This window comes from Nocardioides xinjiangensis (assembly GCF_017916455.1).
GTDB classification, from domain to species: Bacteria; Actinomycetota; Actinomycetes; order Propionibacteriales; family Nocardioidaceae; genus Nocardioides; species Nocardioides xinjiangensis.
This window is the reverse complement of record NZ_JAFMSY010000001.1, coordinates 26,122-47,668: the sequence shown is the minus strand read 5'-3', so window position 1 is coordinate 47,668 and position 21,547 is coordinate 26,122. Positions and strand designations below refer to the sequence as shown.

Sequence of the window (21,547 nt, the reverse complement as noted above, 5' to 3'; positions counted from 1 at the left end):
CCGGAGGCGGCCGCTGGGCTCACCCCCCGGGGCGTTGGCCCGGCGACGAGCGCGCCGCAGGCTGGTGCCATGACCAAGTCTTCGAGCGTCCCTGCCGACCAGCTGCCCCCGGGCAGCGTGACCCGCGCCGGCACCTGGGCGGTCGGCAACCGGGACGGCGAGCTGTTCGCGGTCTCGCGCCGCTGCCGCCACCAGCTCGCCGACCTGTCGGAGGGCACCATCGACGCGGACGGCTGCCTCGTCTGCCCCTGGCACCAGTCGCGCTACGACGTCACGACCGGCGACATGGTGAGCGGCCCCAAGGGCTTCCTCGGCTACCACGGCCCCACCCCCGGGTACACCCAGTTCGTGCGGGGCTACGCCAAGGTGCTGCGGCTGCGCGTCGGGCGCGCCGTCCGTGTGGGTGCCGAGATCGTGGTGAGCCGGCGCCCCACGTGACCCGCTGCCGCGCGCCGGGGCGGCCGGCCGATGGGCGGGCCGGCCTCAGGGCTCGCGACGGCTGCTCACCGGTCCGCGCCGCAGGGCGCGGAGCAGGCCGCTGGCGACCGTGCGGGGTCGGAGCACCGGCGTGCGGCCCGCGGCGGCGTCCCGCATGCCGGCGAGGGTCTCGGCCAGGACCTCCGTGGCGTCCTTCGTGGGCGACCACCCGAGCTCGGTGAGCGCCCTGGTCGTGTCGAGCAGCGGCAGCGCGTAGGCCATGTCGATCCAGCCGGGGTCCAGCGGCTGGAGCCGGGCGTGCCAGCTGGCGGACACCGCGGCGCGGACCGCGGCCGACGGGACGTGGACGAGGCGCGCCTGCAGGGCGTCCGCGATGTGCTGGGCGGTGATGACGGGCTCCGCGGCGAGGTTGAAGGCGCCGGGCGCCCGGGCCTCCAGGGTGCGGGCGATGGCGTCCGCGACGTCGTCGGCGTGGACCATCGGGACGGCGAGGCCGCGGTCGAGCGGCAGCACCGGCAGGTGGTCGATCACGCCGGACGGCACGAGCGCCGGCAGGCCGTAGCGCAGCAGGGCGCTGCCGGCTCGTCCCTGCCCCACGATGCCCGGACGCATCCGGCTCACCACGAGCTCGGGACGGTCGCGCTCCAGCGCGTCGAGGAGCCGCTCGGCGGCGGACTTGTGCCGGCTGTACATCGAGCTGCGCACGCCGCCGGTCGGCCAGTCCTCGTCGACCCGGGCGTCGTCGCGCTTCGGTGAGTACGCGCCGACCGAGGACATGTGCACCAGGTGCGGCACCCCGGCCGCGATGACGGCCTCGATGACGCGCCTGGTGCCGCCGACGCCGAGCTCCTCGAGGTAGTCCTCCCGGTGGGTCGGCTGGAAGCCCCAGGCGAGGTGCACGACGGCGTCCGCACCCTCGCACGCGAGGCGGAGCGTGGAGGGGTCGTCGTCGGTGAGGTCGACCGGGATCCACTCGGTGTCCGGGAAGGGGTCGCCGTTCCCGGGGGGACGCCTGACCAGTCCGACCAGCTCGTGGCTGCCGCCGTCCGCCAGCCTGCGGAGCAGGGCGGACCCGACGTTCCCGCTGGCGCCGGTGATCACGATGCGCATGTCGTCTCCTCCTCGCGGCGGGCGACCGACGCCCGCTCGTCCGACCCGTACCCAGCAGGCGGCCTGTGCACCCGCGTCGCGCGTGGCGGCTCAGCGCGAGCTGTTCGCGGTGCGCCCCTTCGTCACCCCGACGAACGCCTGCGTGACGGCGTCGTCGCGCTCGACGCGCCACACGAGGGCGATCGTCGTGGGCTCGAGGTCGGCCACGACGCGGCTCACGACGTCTTTGCGCTGGTGCAGCCTGGCCACCGACATCGGCAGCACCACGATGCCCGTGCCGGCCGCGACCGTCTCGACCGCCTCCTGCTCGCTCATCGGCGGCCACTCGAGCTGCTCGGCGGTCGGCGTCCAGCCGCTCGCGTGCGGGCGCACGAGCTGCTCGTCGACGAGGTCGGCCGTGGTCACCTCCTCGTCGGCGGCGGCCAGCACGTGCTCGCGCGAGGCCACCGCGACCTGCAGCTCGTCGTAGAGGCGCACGCAGTGCAGGCCGTCGCGGTCCACGGGCAGGCGGACCAGCGCCATGTCGAGGGTGCCGTCGTGCACGCCGGCGAGCTGCTCCTCCTCGCTCACCGGCACCAGCTCCAGGGGCTCGGGGCGGCGGTCGCGCCAGTGGCGCGCCCACTTGTCCGGCGTGGCGCCGGTGACGAAGCCGATGCGAAGGGAGTCGGTCATGACGCCGACACTAGGCCGTCAGGCGTGCGGGTGCCCGGCCCGGTCCTCGCCGGCCTCTCCGGCCTCGCCGGTGTCCGACTGACCCTTCTCGACGGACAGCACGAAGTCGTCGCCGTGCTCGGTCACGCCCGTGATGACCGCCGCCTCCACCGCCTCGATGGCGTACCTGCGCCGCACCACCATCGGGTCCTGGGCGAGGTCCTTCACCAGCGCCACGGCGAGGCCGACCATGATCAGGACGAACGGGAGGGCGGCGATCACCGTGATGGTCTGCAGGCCGCTGAGGGCGTCCTGGCCGCCGACGAGCAGCATCACCGCGGCGACGGCGCCGGTGGCCACGCCCCAGAAGACGACGGTCGGGCGGCTCGGGTGGATCGTGCCGCGCTCGGAGAGCGACCCCATGACGATCGACGCGGCGTCGGCCCCGCTGACGAAGAAGATGCCGACCAGCACCATGACGGCGATGCTCGACACGGTCGCGAGCGGGTACGCCTCCAGGGTGCTGAAGAGCTGCGCCTCGAGGCCGCCGGCACCGGCGATGTCCGTGCCGTCCATCTGCAGGTCGATCGCGGTGCCGCCGAAGATGCAGAACCAGACCACGCTCACCAGGCTGGGGACGAGCAGCACGCCCGTGACGAACTGGCGGATCGTGCGCCCGCGCGAGATGCGGGCGATGAACATGCCGACGAACGGCGTCCAGGACAGCCACCACGCCCAGTAGAAGACCGTCCAGGTCGAGAGCCAGTCGCTGGTCTCCGGGCCCTCGGCCGCGGTCCGCGCGGCCATCATGGGCAGGTCGCCGACGTAGCTCCCGATCGAGGTCGGCAGCAGGTTGAGGATGAAGACGGTCGGACCGACGACGAACAGGAACAGTGCCAGGGCGATGGCCAGCACCATGTTGACGTTGGACAGCCACTGGATGCCCTTGGCGACGCCGGAGACCGCCGACAGCACGAAGGCAGCCGTGAGCACGGCGATGATGCCCACCAGGACGGCGTTGCCGGTGTCGCCGAGCCCGGCGACGATCTGCAGTCCCGACTGGATCTGGAGCGCGCCGAGCCCGAGGGAGGTGGCGGAGCCGAACAGGGTCGCGAAGATCGCGAACATGTCGATCGCCTTGCCGCCGGCACCGCGGGCGTGGCGGCCCAGGATCGGCTCGAAGGCGGAGCTGATCAGCTGCAGGCGGCCCTTGCGGTAGACGCCGTACGCCACCGCGAGGCCCACCACGGCGTAGATCGCCCACGGGTGCAGCGTCCAGTGGAAGAGCGTGGTCGCCATGGCGTTCTGCGCGGCCTCCGGGTTGCCCGCCTCGCCGGTCCCGGGCGGCGGCGTGACGAAGTGCGAGATCGGCTCGCTGACGCCGTAGAACATCAGGCCGATGCCCATCCCGGCGCTGAACATCATCGCGACCCACGAGATGGTCCCGAACTCCGGGTCCTCGTCGTCGCGACCGAGCGGGATGTTGCCGAACTTGCCGAGCGCCAGCCAGATCACGAAGACCACGAAGGCGCTGGAGGTGAGGACGAACAGCCAGCCGGTGTTCTCCATCGTCCAGGCCAGGCCGCCGGCCGAGGCGTCGGCGAGGCTGCCGGTGCTGACGAAGCCCCACGTGAGGAACGCCAGGCTGACGAGCGCGGTGACGCCGAAGACGAGCTTGTCCACGCCCCGCTCCCGGGGCACCCTGGACTCGATGGCGGCCTCCAGGGCCGGGTGCGGCTCCTCGCTCCGGTCAGGGGTGGGCAGGTCGCGCGGGTGTTCGATGCCGGTGGCCATCCCCCGACCAGACCAAGAATCTCCGCCCGAGGCAACCCCGCGCGGGGCGCCCGCGCGCCGGGTGAGACAAGGACCACAGGGGTGGGGCGCCACAAGGGGTGGGAGTGCCACTGTGGGAGCGGAGGTGAGCGGCATGAAGCCATCGCAGACGTTCGACCCGTCCCTGCACGCGCCGGGCAGCCCGGCCGCGGAGGGACGATGCTCCTACCACGCCGACCAGGGAGGGGGAGGCCAGTGCTCGGGCGAGGCGGTCGTCTCCTTCGAGGACGACGACGGCCAGTGGCAGTCGGGATGTGGGCTGGCCCTCGAGGACCTCGTCGAGCGCGGCGAGATCGAGCCCCTCGGCCAGGGGGCGTGACGCCGGCGGCTCAGGCGCCGTTGGACGCCTCGTGCCAGTCCCAGTGCGCGCGTGGGTAGCCCCCCGCGTCACTGACCAGGGCCCCGCACACGCGGCACGCCAGTCCCGGTCCCGCGTCGCTGTCGAACATCTGCATGACGTCGGGCTCGCCGACCGGCTGCGCGTCCTGGCTCATTCGCCCACGATAGGTGCCCCGTCGGCACGCCGGCCACCCCGGGCGCCGGTCCCGGCGTCCGCGGCAGTCCCGGCATGCGGCTTGCCCGCCTCGGCGTACGAGCGCACGACCGAGACCGTGAGCGGGAAGTCGACGGGCAGCTCGCGGAAGAGCAGCCGGCCGGCGGCGGCCGCGGCGGCGCCGACCTCGGCGGCCACGGCGTCCGCCAGGCTCGCGGGCGCATGGACGACGACCTCGTCGTGGAGGAAGAACACGAGGTGGGGCCGGGTCTCGAGCGGGCCCTCGCCTCCCAGGCGCCACAGCCGGTTGCGCAGCTCGGAGACCCAGCACAGCGCCCACTCCGCGCCGGTGCCCTGCACCACGAAGTTGCGGGTGAACCGGCCGTACGCCCGACGGTTCCGGTCCTGGTCGGCGAGGTCCGCGGGCGGTGCGTCGGGCGACTTGTCCCAGGACCCGCCGAGGGGCGGGCAGCCGCGCCCGAGCAGGGTGCGCACCACCTGCCCCCGCTCACCGGCCCGGGCGGCCTCCTCGACCAGCCCGAACGCCCGGGGGTAGCGGCGCGTCAGCCCGGCGACCATCCGCCCGCTCTCGCCGCTCGTGGCGCCGTACATCGCCCCGAGCAGGCCGAGCTTGGCGTCCTGCCGTGACGCGACGGCGCCCGCGTCGACCATCCCCTGGTAGAGGTCCGCGCCCCGCGCGGCGCGAGCGAGCTCGCGGTCGCCGCTCATCCCGGCCAGGACCCGCGGCTCGAGCTGGGCGACGTCGGCGACGACGAGGACCCAGCCCTCGTCGGCGACGGCCGCGGAGCGCACCTGCACCGGGAAGGAGAGCGCCCCGCCGCCGTTGGAGGACCATCGGCCGGTGGCCGAGCCGGCGGGCTGGTAGGACGGGCGGAACCGGCCGCCGCCGACCCACTCGTCGATCCAGGCCCAGCCGTGGGTCTGGAACAGGTGGGCCAGCTTCTTGTAGCGCAGCAGGGGCTCGATCGCCGGGTGCGCCACCCGGCGCAGGGTCGAGGCCCGGGTGTCCGGGACGTCGATGCCGGCGCGGCGCAGGGCGGCGAGGAGGTCGGGGCGGGACTCGGGGTTGAGGCCCGGCGCGTCGAGCAGGCGGCGCACCTCGTCCGCGCACTCCGCCAGCAGCCGCGGCGGGGCACCGCGTGGCGGTCGTGGCCCGAGCCGCTCGGCGAGCAGGGCCTCGTGGACGTCGACCCGCCACGGCACCCCGGCGTACGTCATCTCGGCGGCCGCCAGCGCGCCGGACGACTCGGCTGCCAGCAGGAGGGTGAGCCGGGCGGCCTCGGGGGACGCAGCGACGGCGGCGACCTGTCGTGCGTCCTCGAGGTCGGCGCGCAGGTGGTCGGCCGCGTCGTGCGCGGTGAACAGCACCGGGTCGCTCGGCGCGGCCGGACGCAGCCGGTCCCAGATCTCGGAGTCCTCGCCCCGGAGCAGGACGTCGTCGACGGCCGGCGCCCGGGCGAGGAGCCGGTGGCAGAGCCGCAGGTCGTGGCAGCGCTCCACCCGCACGCCCGCCTTCAGCAGCGGCGGATACCAGCGAGCCGTGTCGTCCCATACCCAGCGGTGCCGCGTCGGCCCGGCCTCGCGCTCGCGGACGTACGCCGCGAGCGCGGCGGCGGGAAGCGTCTCGGCGGGTCCGTCCCCGGTGACCAGCACCCGCTCGCCCGGCAGGCGGGAGAGCTGGAGGCGGGTCATGGGGGACAGCCTCTCGCACGACTGCGACGGCGGGGATGATGGGCGCGTGCTGCACCGCCACCCGTTCCTCAGCCTGCTGACGCTGCTCTACCTCGGTTTCGTCGGGCTGGTCACGCTGACGCCCGCGGGGTCCCAGCCGGACTACCAACGCCTGGCCGCCCGCGTGCTGGCGCGGCTGCAGCGCTACCCCGACCTCGACCCGCTGACGAGCCGGCTGAGCGTGGAGCGGGTCGAGTTCCTCGCCAACATCGGCCTGTTCGTCCCGCTGGGGATGTTCGTGCTGCTCCTCGTCGGCACCCGGCTCTGGCTCGTCGCGCTGGCCGCCGGCATCGTGCTGACGTCGATGATCGAGGGCATCCAGCGCCAGGTCCCGGGCCGCGTGTCAGACCCGCGCGACGTCGCGGCGAACTCGATCGGCATGTTCGCCGGCATCGTCCTCGCGATGGTGCTCACCTGGCCGGCCGCGGTGCGCCGACGTCGGCAGCGGGCGCGTCACGGCTGACGGGCTGCGTGCTCCCGCGCGGCGGCCACGAGCCCGGCCATCAGGCCCACCTCCACCCGCGTCTCGGGGTGCCACTGCACCGCGAGGCAGAAGCGCTCGCCGGTGGCCTCCATCGCCTCCAGCGTCCCGTCCGCCGACCGCGCCACGGCCGTGAAGCCGGGGTGGCTGGCGACCGACTGGTGGTGGTGGCAGCCGACCTCCAGCTCGCGCCCGACGAGGCCGGCGAGCCGCGACCCCGGTTCGGTGGTCACCGCGACGTCGCCGTAGGCGTCACCGCCGGGGGAGTGGGTGTCGTGGCCCACCAGGTCGGGCACGTGCTGGTGCAGCGTCCCGCCGGCGTGGACCGCCATGAGCTGCATGCCGCGGCAGATCCCGAGCACCGGCAGCCCGGCCTCCGCGGCGGCGCCCAGCAGGGCCAGCTCCCAGTCGTCCCGGTCCGGCTGCCACGCCGCCGTCCGCGGGTGCGGCTCGGCGCCGTACCTCGCCGGGTCGACGTCGGCGCCGCCCGAGACGACGAGCGCGTCGAGGCGCGACACCACGCGGCCGGCCGCCTCCGGCAGCGCGACCGGCGGCAGCAGCACGGGCACCCCGCCGGCCAGCTCCACCGCGACGGCGTACTCCGTCGGCAGGAGGTCGGCGCGGGTGTCCCAGACCCCCCAGGAGGCCTGCTGGCGGTAGGTCGTGAGCCCGACGAGGGGCGCGTCGGCGGGCACGGCTCAGAGCGGCGTGACGTAGGCGCCGGAGATGCCGCCGTCGACCAGGAAGGTGTTGGCGGTCATGAAGCTCGACTCGTCCGAGGCGAGGAAGAGCACGGCGTTGGCCATCTCCTCGGGCTCGCCGAACCGGCCCATCGGCACGTGCACCAGCCGGCGGGCCGCCCGCTCGGCGTCGCTGGCGAACAGCTCCTTCAGCAGCGGCGTGTTGACCGGGCCCGGGCAGAGCGCGTTGACCCGCACCCCCTCGCGCGCGAACTGCACCCCGAGCTCGCGCGACATCGACAGCACACCGCCCTTGGACGCGGAGTAGGAGATCTGCGACGTGGCCGCGCCCATGACCGCGACGAACGACGCGGTGTTGATGATCGACCCCCGCTTCTGCTCGAGCATGTAGGGCAGGGCCGCCTTGCAGCACAGGTAGACGCTGGTGAGGTTGACCTCCTGCACGCGCCGCCAGGCGTCGAGGTCGGTGTCGAGGATCGAGTCGTCCTCCGGCGGCGAGATGCCGGCGTTGTTGAACGCGATGTCGACCGAGCCGTAGGTGTCCTTGGCCGTCCGGAACAGCGCGTCGACCTGCTCCTTGGAGGTCACGTCGACGTGCACGTACGTCACCGCGTCGGGCCCGCCGAGCTCCGCGGCGAGCGCCTCCCCGGCGGCGTCGTCGATGTCGCCGACGACGACGCGCGCGCCCTCCTCGACGAAGCGCCGCACGGTCGCCAGCCCGATGCCGCTGCACCCGCCGGTGACGACTGCCGTGCGGCCCTCGATGCGTCCTGCCATGCCTGTTCCTCTCGTGGTGCCGATCAGGGGGTCGCGCGTGGTCTCAGTGCGCGATGAAGACGTTCTTCTCCTCGGTGAACGCGTCGGGCGCGTCCGGCCCGAGCTCGCGGCCGAGTCCGGACTGCTTGTAGCCGCCGAACGGCGTCCAGTAGCGCACCGAGGAGTGGCTGTTGACCGACAGGTTGCCGGCCTCGACGGCGCGGGCGACCCGCAGCGCCCGGCCGACGTCGGAGGTGAAGATCGAGCCGGACAGGCCGTACTCGGTGTCGTTGGCCAGCGCCACGGCCTCCTCCTCGTCGTCGAAGGCCATCACCGCGACCACCGGGCCGAAGACCTCCTCGCGCCACACCGCCTCGCCGGTGTCGCGCGACTCGACCACCGTCGGCGGCAGCCACCACCCGGGGCCGTCGGGCGCGGTGCCGGTGAACGCGACGCTGGCGCCCTCGACGTAGGACCGCACGGCGTCGCGCTGGCCCGCGGAGACCAGCGGGCCCATCTCGCTCTGCTCGTCGGCCGGGTCGAGCACGCGCAGGGCCTTGACGGCGGTCTCGAGCCGCCCGACGAACTCGTCGTACGCCGCGCGCTGCACGAGGATGCGCGACCGCGCGCAGCAGTCCTGCCCGGCGTTGTCGAACACGGCGTACGGCGCGCTCGCGGCGGCCGCGGCCACGTCGGCGTCGGCGAAGACGATGTTCGCGCTCTTGCCGCCGAGCTCGAGGGTCACCCGCTTCACCTGGTCGGCGCAGCCGGCCATGATCTGCTTGCCGACGGCCGTGGAGCCGGTGAAGCAGACCTTGCGCACCAGCGGGTGGGTGACGAAGCGCTCGCCCACGACGGAGCCCTTGCCGGGGACGACGGTGAGGACGCCCTCGGGCAGGCCCGCCTCCAGCGCGAGCTCGCCAATCCGCATCGCGGTCAGCGGTGTCAGCTCCGCCGGCTTCAGCACGACCGTGTTGCCGGCCGCGAGCGCGGGGGCGAAGCCCCAGGCCGCGATCGGCATCGGGAAGTTCCAGGGCACGATGACGCCCACCACGCCCAGCGGCTCGTGGAACGTGATGTCGGTGCCGCCCGGCACCGGGATCTGCCGGCCGAAGAGCCGCTCCGGCGCAGCCGAGTAGTAGTTCAGGCAGTCGCGGACGTTGCCGGCCTCCCAGCGGGCGTTGCCGATCGTGTGGCCGGCGTTGAGGACCTCGAGCCGGGCGAGCTCCTCGAGGTGCTCGTCGACGACGGCGGCGAAGGTGCGCAGCAGCCGCGCGCGCTCGCCCGGCGCGACGTCGCGCCAGGCCGCGAAGGCGTCGGCGGCCCGCTCGATCGCGGCGTCGGCCTCCTCGAGCGTCGCGGAGGCGGGGGAGGCGTCGATCTCGACGCCCGTGGCGGGGTTGATCAGCGTGCTCATGTCTGTGTCCGGTGCCTTCCTCAGAGCCGCTCGAACCCGCGGACGAGCTCCCAGTCGGTGACGGCGGCGTTGTAGGCCGCCAGCTCGACGTCGGCCATGTTGGCGTAGTGGTCGACGACGTCGTCGCCCAGGGTCGCCCGGGTCACCTCGGAGGTGTGGAACCGCTCACGTGCGGCACCCATGGTGCTCGGCACGCGCGGCCGGTCGGAGGCGTAGGCGTTGCCGGTGAGCTCGGGCTCGAGCTCGAGCTCGTGGTCGATGCCGTGCAGCCCGCCGGCGATCATCGCCGCCAGCGCGAGGTAGGGATTCGCGTCGGCTCCGGGGATGCGGTTCTCCATCCGCGCGCCGGCGCCGCGCCCGACCAGGCGCACGGCACACGTGCGGTTGTCGAGGCCCCACGCGAGGGTGGTGGGTGCGAACGAGCCGTCGGCGAAGCGCTTGTAGGAGTTGATGTTGGGCGCGAAGAACAGGGCGAAGTCCGCGGCGGTGGCCAGCACGCCTGCGACGAACCTGTCGTAGAGCGGCGTACGCGCGTCTCGGGCGTCGTCCCAGAACACGAGGTCCCCGTCGGCCCCGCGCAGCGACAGGTGGATGTGGCACGAGCTGCCCTCGCGCTGGTTGGGCTTGGCCATGAACGTGATCGACTTGCCGTGCTGGGCGGCGATCTCCTTCGCGGCGTTCTTGTAGACGACGTGGTTGTCGGCCGTGGTCAGCGCGTCGTCGAACAGGAAGCCGATCTCGTGCTGGCCGAAGTTGCACTCGCCCTTGGCGCCCTCCACGTCGAGCCCCGCGGCGTACATGTGGTTGCGGATGTCGCGCAGCAGCGGCTCGACCCGCGTGGTGCCGAGGATCGAGTAGTCGATGTTGTACTGGTTGGCGGGCACGAGGTCGCGGTAGCCCTTGAGGCGCGCCTCCTCGTAGGTGTCCTCGTGGATGACGAACTCCAGCTCGGTGCCCGCCATCGCGACCAGGCCGCGCTCCTCGAGCCGCGCGAGCTGCGCACGCAGGATCGCCCGCGGGCTCGCCGACACCGGCCGGTGGTCGGCCCACTCGAGGTCGCACTGGACCATCGCGGTCGCCGGCAGCCACGGGAGCAGCCGGATCGTCCGCTCGTCCATGACGAGCTCCATGTCGCCGTAGCCCTGCTCCCACGACGTCATCGCGTAGCCGTCGACGGTGTTCATGTCGACGTCCACGGCCAGCAGGTAGTTGCAGCCCTCGGTGCCGTGGCCCACGACGTGGTCGAGGAAGTACCGCCCGTGCAGCCGCTTGCCCTGCAGCCGGCCCTGCATGTCGGTGAAGGCGACCACGACGGTGTCGACGTCGCCGGCCTCGATGCGTCGGCGCAGGTCGTCCATGCTGAGGTGCCGGTCGTTGCGTGTGCTCACGTGGTCTCCTGTGGGGGCGGCGGTGCCGGTCAGACGAGCAGGCCGCGCAGCAGCGCGGCCGTGTCGTCGCAGTGGTCCTCCATCACCTTCCGGGCGCGCTCGGCGCGCCCGTTGAGGATGGCCGTGCAGATGAGCCGGTGCTGGTGGTGCGAGTGCCCGATGTTGGTGTCGAGCGCGGGAATGGCGGCCAGCATCGTGTCGAGCGTGGACTGCACCGACGTGACCGCCTCCTGGAGGCGGGCCGAGCCGCTGAGCGCGGCGATCGTGAGGTGCAGCCGCGAGTCGGCCTGCCGGTGGGCGCGCTTCCCGGCCGCGTCGTGCACCGCCGCCTCCGTCGCCGTGAGCCGCTCACGGTCGGGGTCGGCGAGCTCGTGGCTCGCGGCGAGGTGCGCGGCGCCCGGCTCCACGACCCGCCGGAACTCCAGCGCGTCGAGCCACTCGGACTTCGTGGCGGCGGACAGCCGGGACAGCCCGCCGCGGATCCGGGCGCGGGCCTGCGAGGTCACCGTCGAGCCGCCCCCGCGGCCGCGCCGGGTCTCGACGAGGCCCGCCTGGCGCAACGCGGCGATGGCCTCGCGGAGCGTCGCCCGGCTGACGGCGAGCCGCTCGGCGAGCTCCCGCTCGGGCGGCAGCACGCTGCCCACCGGGTAGACGCCGAGGCGGATGGCCGTGGCGAGCTGCTCGACGCAGCCCTCGAACGCGTGGTGCCCGCGCACCGGCCGGAGCACCGCCGCGGTGAGGTGCTCGTGCGGCTGCGCGGTCATGCGGGCCAGTCTGGGCACGTCCGGGGTCCAGGTCAATGGTCGGAGTTCATACCAATTTTCGACTGTTCTCCGCGAGGCCCTTTACGGCGGGTGCGGCCGGGTCTACGGTGCCGAGCACCCGACGACGCCCCGAGAGGTGTGCCCATGTCCGCTGAGTCCGCTGCTGGATCCGCAGGAGAGACCGCCCGAGAGCGCGAGCTGACCGACGACGAGAAGCATCTCGCCAAGCTGGGCTACTCCCAGGAGCTGAGCCGGAGCTGGTCGAGCTTCTCCAACTTCGCGATCTCGTTCTCCATCATCTCGATCCTGGCCGGGTGCTTCACGACCTTCGGCCAGGCGTGGAACAACGGCGGGCCCATCGCCATCTCGTGGGGCTGGCCGATCATCTCGGCGTTCATCCTCATCATCGGCTTCACGCTCAGCGAGCTGGTCTCCGCCTATCCCACCTCGGGCGGCATCTACTGGTGGGCGGCCAAGCTGGGCGGCCCGGCGGCCGGGTTCTTCTCCGGGTGGCTCAACCTCATCGGGCTGCTGGCGGTCACGGCGAGCGTGGCGTACGGCGCCGCGACGTTCCTCGACCTGACCATCAGCACGATCAGCACCGACTGGGCCGAGAGCTACTCGCTGACCCGGGTGTTCCTGCTCTTCGTGGCGATCCTCGTGCTCGCCTCGGTGCTCAACATCTTCAGCGGCCACCTGCTCGCGGTCATCAACAACATCTCGGTGTGGTGGCACGTCGCCGGAGCGGCGATCGTCATCGCGGTGCTGATCATCGTCCCGCCCACCCACCAGAGCCTCGACTTCGTCTTCACCGAGCGCATCAACAACTCCGGCTTCAGCAACGGTGCCTACTGGTTCCTGGTGCTGCCGCTGGGCTTCCTGCTCACCCAGTACACGATCACCGGCTTCGACGCCTCCGCCCACCTCTCCGAGGAGACCCAGGGCGCGGCGGAGGGGGCGGCGAAGGGCATCTGGCGCTCGATCTTCTACTCCGCGATCGGCGGCTACGTGCTCCTGCTGGCGTTCCTCTTCGCCGTGCAGGACCCGCAGGGCGTCAGCGAGGGCTTCGGGGCGGTGGACGTCATCTTCGGCCAGGCGCTGCCGGACGGATGGCACTTCCTGGTGCTGCTCATCTCCACCGCCGGCCAGCTGTTCTGCGCCACCGCGTGCCTGACCAGCGCGTCGCGGATGACGTTCGCCTTCAGCCGCGACGGCGCGATCCCCGGCTCGCGCTGGCTGTCCAGGGTCAACAAGACCACCCGCATCCCCGCCAACGCCGTGATGTTCGTGGCGGTCGTCGGCATCGTGATCACGCTCCCGGCGCTCAAGAGCATCGGCGGCGTGCCGGTGGCCTTCTACGCCGTCGTCTCGGTCGCGGTGATCGGGCTCTACCTGTCCTTCGTGATCCCGATCTTCCTGCGCTGGCGCTTGGGTGACGCGTTCGAGGCGGGCACCTGGAACAACGGCGCGAAGTACAAGTGGATGAACCTCGTGGCGGTGCTCGAGATCCTCATCATCTCGGTCTACTTCGTCCTGCCGTTCACGCCGGCCGGCGTGCCGTTCAGCGACGACTTCGCCTGGAGCAGCGTCAACTACGCCCCCGTCCTCACCATCGGCACGCTGCTCGTGCTCGCGATCTGGTGGAACGTGTCGGCCAAGCGGTGGTTCACCGGGCCCAGGACCACGATCGACCACGACGTGGTCAACGCGTTCGACGACTGAGCGCCCCCCGGGGCCGGCTGCCCGGACAAGCGAAGAACCCCAGGTCTGCGACCTGGGGTTCTGCTCGTGTGTCCGAGGGGGGACTTGAACCCCCACGCCCTAATACGGGCACTAGCACCTCAAGCTAGCGCGTCTGCCAATTCCGCCACCCGGACGAGTGCTGGAGAACAGTAGCAAAGGGGTTCACGGCCAACGAATCGGGGCCGCTGCACACTCGTGGGGCAGGATGGACGGCATGGACCAGGCGCCACAGGACCCCTCGCACGACACTCCCCAGGACCGCGCGTACGACCCCGCCGCGGAGGTGGTGCAGCTCTGCCAGGACCTCATCGGGATCGACACCTCGAACTACGGCACCGACGACGGGCCCGGGGAGCGCAAGGCCGCCGAGCTGGTGGCCGGACTGCTCGACGAGGTGGGGATCGCGAGCGAGGTCATCGAGGGCCGGCCGGGCCGGGCGAACGTCGTCGCGCGCTGGGGCGGTGGCGACGGCCGCGCCCCGCTGCTGCTGCACGGCCACCTCGACGTCGTACCGGCCGAGGCGTCGGACTGGCAGGTCGACCCGTTCAGCGGCGAGATCAAGGACGGCCACGTCTGGGGCCGGGGCGCGGTGGACATGAAGGACTTCGACGCCATGCTGCTCAGCGTCGTGCGCGCCCGCGCGGCGGCGGGTGCCGCGCCCGACCGGGAGGTGGTGCTGTGCTTCACCGCCGACGAGGAGGCCGGCGGGCACCACGGCGCCGGGATCCTGGTCGACGACCACGCCGACCTGCTCGCCGACTGCTCCGAGGCCGTCGGGGAGGTCGGCGGCTTCTCCGCGACCGTGCGGGGCCGCCGGGTCTACCTCATTGAGGCGGCCGAGAAGGGCATGGCCTGGATGCGCCTCACCGCCCGCGGCCGTGCGGGCCACGGCTCGATGATCAACGACGACAACGCGGTGACCCGGCTCGCCGGGGCGGTCGCCCGCATCGGCGCCCACCAGTGGCCGGTGCGGCTGACGCCGACCATGGAGGTGCTGCTCGCGACCATCGGCGAGCTCGCCGGCACCGAGGCGACGCCGGACAACGCCGAGGCCCTGGTCGAGGAGTTCGGCGACGCCGCCCGGATGCTCGGCGCCGTCATCCGCAACACGGCCAACCCGACGATGCTGCGGGCCGGCTACAAGACCAACGTCATCCCGACCGACGCCCAGGCGACCGTGGACGGGCGCTTCCTGCCCGGCTACGAGGACGAGTTCTTCGCGACGCTCCGCGAGCTCGCCGGCGGCGGCATCGACTTCTCCTTCGAGTCCAAGCAGGACCCGTGGGAGACGCCGTACGACGGCGACCTCGTCACGGCGATGACGCGCAGCCTGCTGGCCGAGGACCCCGACGCGGTCGTCGCGCCGTACCTGATGAGCGGCGGCACCGACGCCAAGCACTTCCGCAAGCTCGGGATGCGGTCCTACGGCTTCGCGCCGCTGCGGCTGCCCGCGGACCTCGACTTCACCGCGCTGTTCCACGGCGTCGACGAGCGGGTGCCCGTGGACGCGCTGGAGTTCGGTGCGCGGGTCTTCGACCGGTTCCTCGACCAGGTCTGAACCTCGTGGGCGTGTCGCGAACTTCTCGGGGCGTGCAGGCCACCGGAAGTTCGCGATCCCCCGCGTAGGCGGGGGAACAGGAGGCAGGAGGGACCCGTGTTGCGCAGGTCACGCCCGGACACCGGTGAGGGAATGCGCGGCGCTGTGGCACAGTTGCGCCGGTAAGAGCTCGCGTGCTCTGGGGGCGGTGGAACTCCGCACCGGCGGTGACCGAGCGGGGCTTCGTGCCTCGCCTCGGAAGTCCGCGACCCGGCCACAGCCAGTGGCCGGTTGACCAGGTGGAACTCCTGGACCGACGGTCAAAGTCCGGATGAGAAGTGCACGCCGACGGCTCCGCGCTCCTCGACAGAGCGCGAGCACCGTCGCCCGCCCCGGAGTCCGCACACGGACCGGAGGCGGAGATGACGAACACCGAGGCGGAGCGCCGCGCGATGCAGCGCGCGCTCGCGATCGCCGCCACCCCCGGCGTGCCCCTCGGCCCCAACCCCCGCGTCGGCTGCGTGCTGCTGGCTCCCGACGGCACCACGATCGCGGAGGGGTTCCACCGCGGCGCGGGTACGCCGCACGCCGAGGCCGCCGCCCTCGCAGCGGCCGGCGCCGCCGCGCGCGGCGCGACCGCCGTGGTGACCCTCGAACCGTGCGACCACACCGGTCGCACGGGGCCGTGCAGCGAAGCGCTCATCGCCGCCGGCGTACGGCGCGTGGTGTACGCCCAGACCGACCCGAACCCCGTCGCCCGGGGCGGCGCCGGCCGCCTGCACGGTGCGGGCGTCGACGTCGAGCGGGGGCCGATGGCCGCCGAGGCGGAGGCCCTGAACCGGGCCTGGACCTTCGCCGTCACCCAGGGACGCCCCCTCGTGACCTGGAAGTTCGCCACCACGCTCGACGGCCGCAGCGCCGCCGCCGACGGCACCAGCCGCTGGGTGTCGAGTCCGGCCGCGCGCCGCGACACCCACCGCCTGCGCGCGCTGTGCGACACGATGCTCGTCGGGACGAACACCGTCGAGGTCGACGACCCGCGGCTCACCGTGCGCGACGAGGACGACACGCCGCTGCCCCGCCAGCCGCTGCGCGCCGTGATGGGGGTGCGCGACCTGCCACCGGACCGCCGGGTCCTCGACGGCGAGGCCGAGACCGTGCACCTGCGCACCCGCGACCCGGAGGAGGCGCTGGCGCGGCTGCACGAGCTGGAGCGCCGGCACGTGTTCCTCGAGGGCGGTCCGACGCTCGCGCGCGCCTTCCTGCAGGCCGGTCTGGTCGACGAGGTCGTCGCCTACGTCGCCCCGATGCTGCTCGGCGCGGGCAGGAACGCCGTCGCCGACCTCGGCATCGGCACCATCGCGGACGCCCTGCACCTCGCCGTCGACGACGTCGCCGTGCTGCCCGGCCACGACGGCGACGACACCAACGTACGGCTCACCATGCGGCCCCAGCCGGGTGCCGAGCAGAGGAGGAACTGATGTTCACCGGGATCGTCGAGGAGCTCGGCACGGTCGCCGCAATCACCGACCAGGGCGACGCCATCCGGCTCACGATCGAGGCCGCCACGGTGCTCGAGGGCACCGGACTGGGCGACTCCATCTCCGTCAACGGCTGCTGCCTCACGGTCGCCGAGCTCGGGGACGGCACCTGGACGGCCGACCTCATGCAGGAGACGCTCGACAGGACCTCCCTGCGCGGGGTCGCGCCGGGCGACCGGGTCAACCTCGAGCGGGCGGTCACCGTCGAGAAGCGGCTCGGCGGGCACATCGTCCAGGGCCACGTCGACGGCGTCGGCGAGATCGTCTCCCGCTCGCCGAGCGAGCACTGGGACGTCGTGGAGGTCTCGCTGCCCGCCCACCTCGCGCGCTACCTCGTCGACAAGGGGTCCATCACCGTCGACGGCGTGAGCCTCACCGTCGTCGAGGCGCTCGAGAGCAGCTTCACCGTCAGCCTCATCCCCGAGACCCTCGCCCGGACGACCCTCGGCGCCCGCCGGGTCGGCGACCTCGTCAACCTCGAGGCCGACGTCATCGCCAAGCACGTCGAGAAGCTCCTCGGCGCCTACGCCCACGCCGGGGACGCCCGGACCCTCCGAACCGACGAGGAAGAATGATGACCCTGCTCGAATGGCTCGTCCACGGCACCATCCCCGTGCCGGGCGGCGGCTCCCTCGGTGCTCGCGAGGTGATCGGCAACCTGTTCGGCCTGGCGAGCGCCGTCCTCGGCATGCGCCGGCTGGTGTGGGCCTGGCCCGTCGGCCTGGTCGGCAACGTGCTGCTCTTCACCGTCTTCGCGACAGGGGAGCTCTCCGGTCACATCGAGGAGCCGCTGTGGGGGCAGGCGGGCCGCCAGGTCTTCTTCGCCGCCGTCTCGCTCTACGGGTGGTGGCGCTGGTCGCAGGCGCGCCGGGCCGGCGGGGCGTCGGACGGCGGCGCGATCGCGCCCCGCTGGGCGACGTGGGCCGAGCGCGGCCAGCTGCTGGTGCTGGGCGTCGTGGGGTACGCCGCGGCGTACCTGCTGCTCACCCGCGTGCTGGGGTCGTGGGGCCCGACCACCGAGGCGTGGATCCTCGCCGGCTCGATGCTGGCCACCTACGGGATGGCGCGCGGGTGGGTGGAGTTCTGGCTGGTGTGGATCCTGGTCGACGTCGTCGGCGTGACCACGCTCGTCCAGGCGGAGTACTACCCGACGGCCGGGATGTACCTGTTCTACGCCGTCTTCGTCGTCATCGGCTTCGTCGTGTGGTGGCGCGCGAGCCGCACGGTGGTCGACGCCGCCGAGGAGAAGCAGGCGGTGCCGGCATGAGCACCAGCAGCGTCAGGCTCGACACCGTCGAGCGCGCGATCGCCGACATCGCGGCGGGCAATGCGGTCGTCGTGGTCGACGACGAGGACCGCGAGAACGAGGGCGACATCATCTTCGCCGCCGCCAAGGCGACGCCGGAGCTAATGGCCTTCACGATCCGCCACTCCAGCGGCGTGATCTGCGTGCCCATGCCGGGCGACATGCTCGAGCGGCTGGAGATCCCGCTGATGACGCCGCACAACAAGGACCGGCTGCGCACGGCGTACACCGTGTCCGTCGACGCGCGCGACGGCGTCTCGACCGGCATCAGCGCGGCGGACCGGGCGCGCACCGCCCGGACGCTGGCCGACTCGGCCACCGAGCCCTGGGAGCTGACCCGTCCGGGCCACGTCTTCCCGCTGCGCTACCGCGAGGGCGGGGTCCTGGTGCGTCGCGGGCACACCGAGGCCGCCGTCGACCTGGCCCGGCTCGCCGGTCTCACGCCGGCCGGCGTCCTGGTCGAGGTGGTCAACGACGACGGCACGATGAAGCGGGCGCCCGAGCTGCGCGAGTTCGCCGACGAGCACGGGCTGGCGATGATCTCGATCGAGGACCTCGTCAGGTACCGGCGGCGCCACGAGCGGCACGTCGAGCGCGTCGCGGAGACCCGCCTGCCGACCCGGCACGGGCTGTTCACCGCCTACGGCTACCGCATCACCATCGACGACTCTGAGCACGTCGCGCTCGTGCACGGCGACCTCGCGGAGGCGGTCGAGCGGGGCGAGCCGGTGCTCACCCGGGTGCACAGCGAGTGCCTGACCGGCGACGTGTTCGGCAGCGAGCGCTGCGACTGCGGCCCGCAGCTCGACGAGGCGCTGGCCCGGGTGGTCGCCGAGGGCAGGGGAGTGGTCGTCTACCTCCGCGGCCACGAGGGCCGAGGGATCGGCCTGGTGGCCAAGCTGCAGGCCTACCAGCTGCAGGACGGCGGACGGGACACCGTCGACGCCAACCTCGACCTCGGCCTGCCGGCCGACGCACGCCACTACGGCACCGCGACCCAGGTCCTGCGCGACCTCGGCATCTCATCGGTCCGGTTGATGACGAACAACCCCGCCAAGACGGCGAGCCTCGAGGACTACGGGATCACCGTCACCGAGCGCGTGCCGCTCACGCCGCACCCCAACGACCACAACCTGGCCTACCTGCTCACCAAGCGCGACCGGATGGGCCACGACCTGCCAGACCTCAGCCACGGAGGAACCCCATGAGCGGCGCCGGAGCCCCCACGTCCCAGCCCTTCGACGCCAGCGACCTGCAGGTGGCCGTCGTCGCCGCGAGCTGGCACACCCAGGTGATGGACGGCCTCGTGGCCGGCGCCGCGCGCGCGCTGGCCGCCTACGGCATCACCGAGCCGGAGCTCGTCCGGGTGCCGGGGACGTTCGAGCTGCCGGTGGTCGCCGCGGCGCTCGCACGTGAGGGGTACGACGCGGTGGTGGCGCTCGGCGTCGTCATCCGGGGCGGCACCCCGCACTTCGACTACGTCTGCTCCGCCGCGACCGAGGGGCTGACCCGGGTCAGCGTCGAGCACGTGATGCCGGTCGGCTTCGGGGTGCTCACGTGCAACACCGAGGAGCAGGCGCTCGACCGGGCCGGCCTCGACGGGTCGAGGGAGGACAAGGGCTGGGAGGCCACGGCCGCGGCGCTCGACACCGCGCGGGTGCTCCGGGCCCGGCGCGCCGGCTAGCTCGTCCGGTCGCTGGCTCCCTGCAGCCGGTCGATGTGCTCCGACGCCTCCGCCTTGGTCAGGTCGGCCGGCAGCTCCTCGCCGGCCTCCCGGGCCAAGGTGTCGAGGTAGCTGCGCTGCGCGCCCGTCATGGGCTCGTCGCCGGTGACCCAGTCCTCGGGGTCCTTGCGGGTGCTGTCGCCACTGGTGGCCCCGATCGTCTCGCGGGGCTCGGGGTCCGAATGCGTGTTCGAATTGCTCATGCCCCGACGGTAGCGCGCCGTGCCGACAGGACAACCCCCGCAGGGGCGGTCCGCGCACGGGACCGCTGGTGGCGGCGTCGTCACGGCGCCGTAGGGTTGTCCCTCGTGAAGACGTTCGAGGACCTGTGGGCGGAGCTGTCCACCAAGGCCGCGGAGCGCCCCGAGGGGTCCGGCACCGTGCAGCAGCTCGACGCCGGGATCCATGCCATCGGCAAGAAGCTGCTCGAGGAGGCCGCCGAGTCGTGGATGGCCGCCGAGCACGAGGGCAAGGAGGCCACGGCGCTGGAGATCAGCCAGCTGCTCTACCACGCGCAGGTCCTGATGCTGGCCTCCGGCCTGACCCTCGACGACGTCTACGCACACCTCTGAGAGCCCCGGAGAACCTCGCATGACCCTCCGCATCGCCGTCCCCAACAAGGGGTCGCTGTCCCAGGCCGCCACCGACATCCTGCGCGAGTCCGGCTACCGCCAGCGCACCGACACCAAGGAGCTCGCGCTCGTCGACTCCGAGAACGGCGTCGAGTTCTTCTACCTGCGCCCGCGCGACATCGCGCTCTACGTCGGCGAGGGCACCCTCGACGTCGGGATCACCGGTCGCGACCTGCTGCTCGACTCCGGGGCGAAGGCCGACGAGACGATGAGCCTCGGGTTCGGCCGCTCGCGCTTCCACTTCGCCGGCCCGGCCGGCCGCTACTCCTCGCTGGAGGACCTCGCCGGCCTGCGCGTCGCGACGTCGTACGTCGGGGTGGTGGAGGACTACCTGTTCCGCCACGGCATCGACGCCACCGTCACGCGCCTGGACGGCGCGGTCGAGACCAGCATCCAGCTCGGCGTGGCCGACGTCATCGCCGACGTCGTGGAGACCGGCTCGACGCTGCGCGCCGCCGGCCTGGCCATCTTCGGCGAGGTCATCCTCGAGTCCGAGGCCGTGCTGATCACCCGTGGCGGGCAGGTCCCCGACGACTTCGAGATCTTCCGCCGGCGGGTCGAGGGCGTCCTGGTGGCGCGCAGCTACGTGATGATGGACTACGACATCGAGGAGGCCCACCTCGACCGAGCGACCGAGCTCGCCCCCGGTCGCGAGGGGCCGACGATCTCGCCCCTCGGCAAGCCCGGATGGGTGGCGGTGCGGGTCATGGTGCCGCGCGCGGGTGCGCAGCGGCTGATGGACGAGCTGTACTCGATCGGTGCCCGCGCGATCCTGCTGACCGACATCCATGCCTGCCGCCTCTGAGCGCCCGGCAGGCCGGGCGGTGCCCTCGCTGCCGCACACCTGGCGGCCGATGGGCGTGCGGCTGGCCGTGGTCGGCTTCGGCCTGACGCTGCTCGTCGTGTGCGCTGCGGCGTGGTTCGGCTTCGACGACGAGACCCGCGCCAGGTTCACCTTCCTCCAGCGAGCCACCCTGCTCGCCCTCGGCGCGGGCTTCGCCACCATCGGATGGGCGCTCGGCCGGTCACGGGTGACGGCCGAGTCGGCGGCCCTGGTCGTGGTCAACGGGTTCCGCACCCGCCGGCTCGCCTGGGAGCAGGTGGTGGCCGTGCACCTGCCCGCGGGCGCCCCGTGGGCGACCCTCGACCTCGCCGACGGCACGACGATCTCGGCCATGGCCTTCCAGGGCTCGGACGGCAAGGTGGCCCGCGACGGCGTGCGCCAACTGCGGGCGCTGATCGCCCGCGCCGGACCCGCCGACGACTGAGCCGCCTCCACGG

Annotated in this window: 24 protein-coding genes, 1 tRNA gene and 1 riboswitch; of the genes, 13 read left to right on the top strand and 12 right to left on the bottom strand. The window is 73.0% G+C overall.

Features of this window, described 5'->3' with window-relative positions; genetic code table 11:
* Positions 1-69: 69 nt before the first annotated feature.
* Positions 70-438, top strand: coding sequence for a Rieske (2Fe-2S) protein (locus J3P38_RS00250; protein ID WP_210437543.1), 369 nt, complete (start codon positions 70-72; stop codon positions 436-438).
* Between the two features lie 45 nt (positions 439-483).
* Here J3P38_RS00250 and J3P38_RS00245 read toward each other — a convergent pair whose 3' ends face one another.
* The 3 genes from J3P38_RS00245 to J3P38_RS00235 form a co-directional block, all read right to left on the bottom strand.
* Entirely contained in the window at positions 484-1,548 is a 1,065-nt protein-coding gene (locus tag J3P38_RS00245) for an NAD-dependent epimerase/dehydratase family protein (protein WP_210502307.1), read from the bottom strand.
* 90 nt (positions 1,549-1,638) lie between these two features.
* Positions 1,639-2,220: a LysR family substrate-binding domain-containing protein gene (locus J3P38_RS00240; protein ID WP_210502306.1), complete on the bottom strand. Its 582-nt coding sequence runs from the start codon at positions 2,218-2,220 to the stop codon at positions 1,639-1,641.
* 18 nt (positions 2,221-2,238) lie between these two features.
* On the bottom strand, positions 2,239-3,993 hold the full coding sequence (locus tag J3P38_RS00235) for a BCCT family transporter (protein ID WP_210502305.1): 1,755 nt from the start codon (positions 3,991-3,993) through the stop codon (positions 2,239-2,241).
* A gap of 133 nt (positions 3,994-4,126) precedes the next feature.
* Between J3P38_RS00235 and J3P38_RS00230 the strand changes: the two genes are divergently transcribed.
* The gene (locus tag J3P38_RS00230; RefSeq protein WP_210437539.1) at positions 4,127-4,351 is read left to right on the top strand and encodes a hypothetical protein; all 225 of its coding nucleotides are present in this window, start codon (positions 4,127-4,129) and stop codon (positions 4,349-4,351) included.
* A gap of 10 nt (positions 4,352-4,361) precedes the next feature.
* Here the strand turns inward: J3P38_RS00230 and J3P38_RS00225 are convergent, their stop codons facing one another.
* Together J3P38_RS00225 and J3P38_RS00220 are read right to left on the bottom strand one after the other, a co-directional pair.
* The gene (locus J3P38_RS00225; RefSeq protein WP_210437538.1) at positions 4,362-4,526 is read right to left on the bottom strand and encodes a hypothetical protein; all 165 of its coding nucleotides are present in this window, start codon (positions 4,524-4,526) and stop codon (positions 4,362-4,364) included.
* Positions 4,523-6,238: a bifunctional 3'-5' exonuclease/DNA polymerase gene (locus J3P38_RS00220; RefSeq protein ID WP_210502304.1), complete on the bottom strand. Its 1,716-nt coding sequence runs from the start codon at positions 6,236-6,238 to the stop codon at positions 4,523-4,525. The genes J3P38_RS00225 and J3P38_RS00220 overlap by 4 nt, the downstream gene beginning before the upstream one ends.
* A 46-nt stretch (positions 6,239-6,284) precedes the next feature.
* Here J3P38_RS00220 and J3P38_RS00215 point away from each other — a divergent pair, with 46 nt between their 5' ends.
* Positions 6,285-6,740: a VanZ family protein gene (locus J3P38_RS00215; RefSeq protein WP_210502303.1), complete on the top strand. Its 456-nt coding sequence runs from the start codon at positions 6,285-6,287 to the stop codon at positions 6,738-6,740.
* Here J3P38_RS00215 and J3P38_RS00210 read toward each other — a convergent pair.
* Genes J3P38_RS00210 through J3P38_RS00190 form a run of 5 tightly spaced genes read right to left on the bottom strand, consistent with a single transcriptional unit; the run spans position 6,731 to position 11,784 of the window.
* Positions 6,731-7,453 (bottom strand): gamma-glutamyl-gamma-aminobutyrate hydrolase family protein, encoded by a 723-nt coding sequence (locus J3P38_RS00210; RefSeq protein WP_210502302.1) that lies wholly within the window; start codon positions 7,451-7,453, stop codon positions 6,731-6,733. The genes J3P38_RS00215 and J3P38_RS00210 overlap by 10 nt on opposite strands.
* Positions 7,454-7,456: 3 nt before the next feature.
* Complete coding sequence (locus tag J3P38_RS00205; protein ID WP_210437534.1) at positions 7,457-8,236, bottom strand: 3-oxoacyl-ACP reductase; 780 nt, start codon at positions 8,234-8,236, stop codon at positions 7,457-7,459.
* A gap of 43 nt (positions 8,237-8,279) precedes the next feature.
* Positions 8,280-9,632, bottom strand: coding sequence for an aldehyde dehydrogenase family protein (locus J3P38_RS00200; RefSeq protein ID WP_210502301.1), 1,353 nt, complete (start codon positions 9,630-9,632; stop codon positions 8,280-8,282).
* A 20-nt stretch (positions 9,633-9,652) separates the two neighbouring features.
* Positions 9,653-11,020, bottom strand: a complete 1,368-nt coding sequence (locus J3P38_RS00195; protein ID WP_307807608.1) for a glutamine synthetase family protein — start codon at positions 11,018-11,020, stop codon at positions 9,653-9,655.
* A gap of 29 nt (positions 11,021-11,049) precedes the next feature.
* Positions 11,050-11,784 carry a FadR/GntR family transcriptional regulator gene (locus tag J3P38_RS00190; RefSeq protein WP_210437532.1) on the bottom strand — a complete coding sequence of 245 codons (735 nt, stop codon included), beginning with the start codon at positions 11,782-11,784 and terminating at the stop codon, positions 11,050-11,052.
* A gap of 144 nt (positions 11,785-11,928) precedes the next feature.
* Between J3P38_RS00190 and J3P38_RS00185 the strand changes: the two genes are divergently transcribed.
* Entirely contained in the window at positions 11,929-13,506 is a 1,578-nt protein-coding gene (locus J3P38_RS00185) for an amino acid permease (protein ID WP_210502300.1), read from the top strand.
* Between the two features lie 69 nt (positions 13,507-13,575).
* On the opposite strand, the gene J3P38_RS00180 is transcribed toward J3P38_RS00185, so the two are convergent.
* A tRNA-Leu gene (locus J3P38_RS00180) sits at positions 13,576-13,661 on the bottom strand.
* Between the two features lie 80 nt (positions 13,662-13,741).
* Here J3P38_RS00180 and J3P38_RS00175 point away from each other — a divergent pair.
* The 6 genes from J3P38_RS00175 to ribH all read left to right on the top strand — a co-directional run bounded on the left by J3P38_RS00175 (position 13,742) and on the right by ribH (position 19,595).
* Entirely contained in the window at positions 13,742-15,085 is a 1,344-nt protein-coding gene (locus tag J3P38_RS00175; protein ID WP_210502299.1) for a M20/M25/M40 family metallo-hydrolase, read from the top strand.
* Between the two features lie 169 nt (positions 15,086-15,254).
* Positions 15,255-15,412: riboswitch (FMN riboswitch) on the top strand.
* 74 nt (positions 15,413-15,486) lie between these two features.
* Entirely contained in the window at positions 15,487-16,545 is a 1,059-nt protein-coding gene (ribD, locus tag J3P38_RS00170; RefSeq protein WP_246855592.1) for a bifunctional diaminohydroxyphosphoribosylaminopyrimidine deaminase/5-amino-6-(5-phosphoribosylamino)uracil reductase RibD, read from the top strand.
* Positions 16,545-17,180: a riboflavin synthase gene (locus tag J3P38_RS00165; protein WP_210502298.1), complete on the top strand. Its 636-nt coding sequence runs from the start codon at positions 16,545-16,547 to the stop codon at positions 17,178-17,180. The genes ribD and J3P38_RS00165 overlap by 1 nt, the downstream gene beginning before the upstream one ends.
* On the top strand, positions 17,177-17,872 hold the full coding sequence (gene pnuC, locus J3P38_RS00160; RefSeq protein WP_210437528.1) for a nicotinamide riboside transporter PnuC: 696 nt from the start codon (positions 17,177-17,179) through the stop codon (positions 17,870-17,872). Before J3P38_RS00165 ends, pnuC begins: the two co-directional genes overlap by 4 nt.
* Positions 17,869-19,119 (top strand): bifunctional 3,4-dihydroxy-2-butanone-4-phosphate synthase/GTP cyclohydrolase II, encoded by a 1,251-nt coding sequence (locus tag J3P38_RS00155; RefSeq protein ID WP_210502297.1) that lies wholly within the window; start codon positions 17,869-17,871, stop codon positions 19,117-19,119. Before pnuC ends, J3P38_RS00155 begins: the two co-directional genes overlap by 4 nt.
* Positions 19,116-19,595: a 6,7-dimethyl-8-ribityllumazine synthase gene (ribH, locus tag J3P38_RS00150; RefSeq protein WP_210502296.1), complete on the top strand. Its 480-nt coding sequence runs from the start codon at positions 19,116-19,118 to the stop codon at positions 19,593-19,595. Before J3P38_RS00155 ends, ribH begins: the two co-directional genes overlap by 4 nt.
* On the opposite strand, the gene J3P38_RS00145 is transcribed toward ribH, so the two are convergent.
* Positions 19,592-19,837, bottom strand: coding sequence for a DUF3072 domain-containing protein (locus tag J3P38_RS00145; protein ID WP_210437525.1), 246 nt, complete (start codon positions 19,835-19,837; stop codon positions 19,592-19,594). The genes ribH and J3P38_RS00145 overlap by 4 nt on opposite strands.
* Positions 19,838-19,942: 105 nt before the next feature.
* Between J3P38_RS00145 and J3P38_RS00140 the strand changes: the two genes are divergently transcribed.
* The 3 genes from J3P38_RS00140 to J3P38_RS00130 are packed head-to-tail and all read left to right on the top strand — an operon-like array spanning position 19,943 to position 21,534.
* Positions 19,943-20,206, top strand: coding sequence for a phosphoribosyl-ATP diphosphatase (locus tag J3P38_RS00140; protein ID WP_210437524.1), 264 nt, complete (start codon positions 19,943-19,945; stop codon positions 20,204-20,206).
* A gap of 19 nt (positions 20,207-20,225) precedes the next feature.
* The gene (gene hisG, locus J3P38_RS00135; RefSeq protein ID WP_210502295.1) at positions 20,226-21,071 is read left to right on the top strand and encodes an ATP phosphoribosyltransferase; all 846 of its coding nucleotides are present in this window, start codon (positions 20,226-20,228) and stop codon (positions 21,069-21,071) included.
* Positions 21,055-21,534, top strand: a complete 480-nt coding sequence (locus J3P38_RS00130; protein ID WP_210437522.1) for a PH domain-containing protein — start codon at positions 21,055-21,057, stop codon at positions 21,532-21,534. The genes hisG and J3P38_RS00130 overlap by 17 nt, the downstream gene beginning before the upstream one ends.
* Positions 21,535-21,547 lie beyond the last annotated feature (13 nt).

Bases quoted from the DNA above. Each gene is read 5' to 3' on its own strand.
- J3P38_RS00130 (WP_210437522.1), top strand. From the start codon at position 21,055: ATGCCTGCCGCCTCTGAGCGCCCGGCAGGCCGGGCGGTGCCCTCGCTG.
- J3P38_RS00245 (WP_210502307.1), bottom strand. From the start codon at position 1,548: ATGCGCATCGTGATCACCGGCGCCAGCGGGAACGTCGGGTCCGCCCTG.
- J3P38_RS00225 (WP_210437538.1), bottom strand. From the start codon at position 4,526: ATGAGCCAGGACGCGCAGCCGGTCGGCGAGCCCGACGTCATGCAGATG.
- J3P38_RS00155 (WP_210502297.1), top strand. From the start codon at position 17,869: ATGAGCACCAGCAGCGTCAGGCTCGACACCGTCGAGCGCGCGATCGCC.
- J3P38_RS00235 (WP_210502305.1), bottom strand. From the start codon at position 3,993: ATGGCCACCGGCATCGAACACCCGCGCGACCTGCCCACCCCTGACCGG.
- J3P38_RS00200 (WP_210502301.1), bottom strand. From the start codon at position 9,632: ATGAGCACGCTGATCAACCCCGCCACGGGCGTCGAGATCGACGCCTCC.
- J3P38_RS00190 (WP_210437532.1), bottom strand. From the start codon at position 11,784: ATGACCGCGCAGCCGCACGAGCACCTCACCGCGGCGGTGCTCCGGCCG.
- pnuC (WP_210437528.1), top strand. From the start codon at position 17,177: ATGATGACCCTGCTCGAATGGCTCGTCCACGGCACCATCCCCGTGCCG.
- J3P38_RS00165 (WP_210502298.1), top strand. From the start codon at position 16,545: ATGTTCACCGGGATCGTCGAGGAGCTCGGCACGGTCGCCGCAATCACC.
- J3P38_RS00145 (WP_210437525.1), bottom strand. From the start codon at position 19,837: ATGAGCAATTCGAACACGCATTCGGACCCCGAGCCCCGCGAGACGATC.
- J3P38_RS00175 (WP_210502299.1), top strand. From the start codon at position 13,742: ATGGACCAGGCGCCACAGGACCCCTCGCACGACACTCCCCAGGACCGC.
- ribH (WP_210502296.1), top strand. From the start codon at position 19,116: ATGAGCGGCGCCGGAGCCCCCACGTCCCAGCCCTTCGACGCCAGCGAC.
- J3P38_RS00220 (WP_210502304.1), bottom strand. From the start codon at position 6,238: ATGACCCGCCTCCAGCTCTCCCGCCTGCCGGGCGAGCGGGTGCTGGTC.
- J3P38_RS00250 (WP_210437543.1), top strand. From the start codon at position 70: ATGACCAAGTCTTCGAGCGTCCCTGCCGACCAGCTGCCCCCGGGCAGC.
- J3P38_RS00205 (WP_210437534.1), bottom strand. From the start codon at position 8,236: ATGGCAGGACGCATCGAGGGCCGCACGGCAGTCGTCACCGGCGGGTGC.
- ribD (WP_246855592.1), top strand. From the start codon at position 15,487: ATGACGAACACCGAGGCGGAGCGCCGCGCGATGCAGCGCGCGCTCGCG.
- J3P38_RS00240 (WP_210502306.1), bottom strand. From the start codon at position 2,220: ATGACCGACTCCCTTCGCATCGGCTTCGTCACCGGCGCCACGCCGGAC.
- hisG (WP_210502295.1), top strand. From the start codon at position 20,226: ATGACCCTCCGCATCGCCGTCCCCAACAAGGGGTCGCTGTCCCAGGCC.
- J3P38_RS00230 (WP_210437539.1), top strand. From the start codon at position 4,127: ATGAAGCCATCGCAGACGTTCGACCCGTCCCTGCACGCGCCGGGCAGC.
- J3P38_RS00185 (WP_210502300.1), top strand. From the start codon at position 11,929: ATGTCCGCTGAGTCCGCTGCTGGATCCGCAGGAGAGACCGCCCGAGAG.